Raw genomic sequence first — 3,630 nt, 5'->3', positions numbered from 1 at the left:
GTCACCACCACGTGCCCGAGCCTGCGCGCCGCTCCCCTCACGGCGCCAGCCGCTCGTCGGGCGGCGCCAGCAGCAGCGCCATCGGGTCGGCCGGGAAGTCGGCGTGCCGCGGGCCGGTCACCAGGTCCGCGCCCTGGAACGCGAGCACGCCGCCGTACCCGCCCGCGGCCACCTCGTCCTGCACCCGCCCCAGCACCTCGTCCTGCCGTTCGGCGGTGCGCAGGCCGGCGATCAGCTCGGCGAGCCGGGGGCTGGTCGCCCTGCCGGCGTTGGCCCAGCCGTCGCCGAGGTAGGCGCCGAGCACCTCGGTCGGGTTGCTGCCGTCGAACTGGAGCGTCACCAGCGCGACCGACCACCCGACGGGCCAGCCCGTGCTGTCGTAGACGTCGTCCACGGCGGTCAGCTCGACGTCGAAGCCGAGCGGCGCCAACTGGTCCCGGACGGCGAGCCCCAGCGACTCGTGGTCGCTCTCGCCGGACTGGTAGAGCAGGGACACCTTGAGCGCGGCGCCGCCGCGCGTGCGGGGACCGTCGCCCGCGCGCGTCCACCCGGCCTCGCCGAGCGCCCGCTCCGCGCGGTCCGGCGCCCGGACCTGGGTCTCGCGGGAGAACGGCAGCTCGGCGGGGTACAGGCCGCTCGCCGGGCGCAGCACTCCCCCGCCCGCGGCCTCGGTCAGCTTCGCGTAGTCCACCCCGGCGAGGAAGGCGCGCCGGACGGCCGGGTCGTCGAACGGCGCGGCGGTCAGGTTCAGCTGGGCGAACACGCCGCGGTTCGCGATCGGCGCGCGGCGGTAGGTCACACCGGTGCCGTCCAGGGCCGCGGCGGTGGTCGGCGGGTTCATCGCGATGTCGACCTCGCCGTTGCGGACGGCCGACACCCTGGCGTTCGGGTCGGTGATCGCGGCCAGCCTCAGCTCCCGCTGCGCGGGCCGGTCGCCCCAGTAGTCCTCGAACCGGGTGGCGACCACCTCCCGGTCGGTGACCTCGACCGGTTTGAACGGGCCCGTGTAGAGACCGGCGCGCGCCAGCGCTCCCTGGTCCTCGCCGGCCGCGTCCGCCGCGGCGACGTCGTACACGACGTAGTGCCGGTAGAGCGCGCCGAGGTCGTGCGGCACCAGCGAATCCGGCTCGTCGGTGGTGATGGTGAACTCCAGCGGGTCGGTCACGGTCAGCGTCCCGGTCGCGATCGAGTCCTTGCTCCGGCTCTCCTCGGCGGTGCGCCGCAGCGCGGCCACGACGGCCTCCGCGTCGACCGCGCCGCCGTGGTGGAACCTGATGCCCTCGCGCACGCGCATCCGCCACACCAGCGGCGACTCCCGGGTGTACCGCTCCAGCAGCCAGGGGCGCATGGTGCCGTCCGGGCTCGGCTTGATCAACTGCTCGCCGACGCCGTAGCTGGCCCAGGAGTACATGAGCCCGCGCGGTCTCAGGTCGAGGCGCTGCTCGGGGGTCGCGATCCGCAGCGAGTCGGCCGGCTGGTCGGACGCGGGACCGCCCGCGCACCCCTGGGCCGCCGACAGCGCGAGCAGGAGGACGGGCAGGAGGGCTCGCAGGCCGACACGCCCCATGGGAACTCCAGACCTCGACTCCGGTTTTCATCGTCGTCCAGGTAGTCGGACGACGCGGAGGTCTGGTTCCCACGGGGCGAGCGGCTCTTCCTCAGGTCCTGGTCGGCGCGCCGGCGGCTCAGGCGTGCGGGATGGGGACGTAGTTCAGGTCCTCCTCCGCCAGCGGCTCGTCGCGCCAGCCCAGCCGCACCGGCACGTCCTGGATCCTCCGCTTGCCCAGGAACGGGAACGCGGCGGGGAAGTTCGGCACCAGGCCCGGCACGAGCACGCGCACCACGCGCAGCCCGGCGCGGGCGACGTCCTGGGTGGTCAGGTCCACGTAGATGACCTCGTAGCCGCGGGACTCGACCAGTTCGCGGTAGGCGTCGGCGCTGCGCGCCCCGAAGCTGGGCACGCTGTCGAACTCGCGCTCGCCGGCCGGGTCGAGCCACGGCCGCACCCGGTCCGCCGCCCTGGGGTCCAGGAAGACCTGCTGCTGGTTCATGAGGTCGTTGACGTCGTGGAAGTCCGGCGCGTAGTCGTCGAGGTAGCGGCGGTCCTCCCGGTAGGGCTTGAGCTCCAGGGTCATCCACCCCTCCTGGATGGCCCCGCGCGTCAGGCCGCCCGGCTGGTCCATGTCCCGGCTGCCGTCCTGGAGGGTCAGCGCCTCGGCCCACGCCTTGCGGGCGGCGTCGACCGGGTCGGGCCGGGCGGCGAAGCCGACGTTGACGTAGCCCTCCCGCTCGTTGAGCAGCACGCCCGCGAACACGGGGAAGTCGAACTCGTTGTCCAGGTGGATCAGGTAGGGCTTCTGCCCCAGGCGCTCCGGCGTGCCCGCCCACAGCGCGGACAGCTCCGAGGTCATCTTCACCTTCGGCAGCGGGTGGCCGTTCATCCACCAGATCATCGTCGCGTCGCGCTCGATGATCTCCTCGATGCCCGAGGCCACCGCCCAGTCGAGCGACGGGCCGGCGGCGATGCCCGGGTAGTACAGGAAGTTCGTCGGCGGCGTGGCGGAGAACTCGCCGATGTACCAGTTCACGTAGATCGTGCTGGCGGGCACCCAGACGGGCTCCTCGCGGGTGAGCGACCAGCCCCGCACCCAGTGCGTGGTCAGCTGGTCGTCGAACCGGACGAAGGGGAAGCCGGGCGAGTCGTAGAGCCGGTCCGAGTAGAGCACCAGCCGGTCGGGGTCCAGCGCGTACTCGCCCGCGTCGCGCAGCTGGGCGTAGCTCGCCTCGCGCACCTTGACCTTGTCGGTGATGGCGTTGCCGCAGTAGCGCTCGACCGCCTCGCCGATCGCCGAGAGCCGGGCGGACTCGCCGTCGTCGAACTTGCTGCCGCCGCAGACCATGTTGTTGGCCCACGTGTAGAGGCGGCGCATGTCGGCGACGTTGCTCTGCACGGTGATCAGGCGGTCGGGCACGGACTCGTGGTGCGGGAACAGGGGCAGGCCGGTGATCAGGCCGGTGCGGGTGTCGCACAGCGCGTCGAAGTCCGCGGTCTCGCCCTCGGGGACCACGGAGGGGTCCAGCGGGCGGTCCGGGAGCTGGAGGACCGGGTGGCGCACGACCTGGAGGTCGACCGGGTTCAGCTCGACCTCGGCCCACGTGGTGCGGTCGGGCGCGCCGGCGACCCAGCGCTCCAGGTCGATCAGCAGGTAGCCGAGCATCCAGCGCAGCTCGGACACCGGCGGCAGGTAGGCCGCGCCGTGGACGGTGGGCGACAGCAGCGCCTCCAGCACGTCCAGCCGGTCGGCGGCGGTGCGCCTGCGGCCCAGCAGGTCCCGGTAGTCCGGGGTGAACCCGGGGCGCACCGTGGGACCGGCCCAGCCCTTGCCCTCGCTCACGTGGAATTGCGACCACCGGGTGCCGCGCCCGGCGCACAGGTCGTTGAGCCATTCGAGGAACGGCACGTCGATCCGGTCGCGCACGGCGAGCACCACCGCGTCGCCGGCGGCGTCCAGCGCGTCGGACAGCTCCTCGGCGCTCGTCCGGACCACCTCGCGCCACTCCGAGCCGTCCGCCAGCTCGGCGGCCAACGCCGTCAGCGCATCGTCGCCGAGCAGGAGCAGCGCGGTGCCC

General features: G+C 73.5%; 2 protein-coding genes. Both read right to left on the bottom strand.

Annotated features, from left to right (window positions below; genetic code table 11):
• Window positions 1-37: 37 nt before the first annotated feature.
• Entirely contained in the window at window positions 38-1,567 is a 1,530-nt protein-coding gene (locus ACFV4N_RS41375) for an ABC transporter substrate-binding protein (protein ID WP_499678160.1), read from the bottom strand.
• 118 nt (window positions 1,568-1,685) lie between these two features.
• Window positions 1,686-3,630: YcaO-like family protein (locus ACFV4N_RS41370; protein WP_499678159.1), on the bottom strand; the 1,945-nt coding region annotated here is incomplete at its 5' end.

Source organism: Actinosynnema sp. NPDC059797, assembly GCF_042732085.1.
In the GTDB taxonomy this organism is placed as follows: domain Bacteria; phylum Actinomycetota; class Actinomycetes; order Mycobacteriales; family Pseudonocardiaceae; genus Actinosynnema.
The sequence above is the reverse complement of the archived record's forward strand: the minus strand, read 5'-3'. Positions and strand labels throughout refer to the sequence as shown.

Coding starts and splice junctions, on each gene's coding strand:
- ACFV4N_RS41375 (WP_499678160.1), bottom strand. CDS start 1,567: ATGGGGCGTGTCGGCCTGCGAGCCCTCCTGCCCGTCCTCCTGCTCGCG.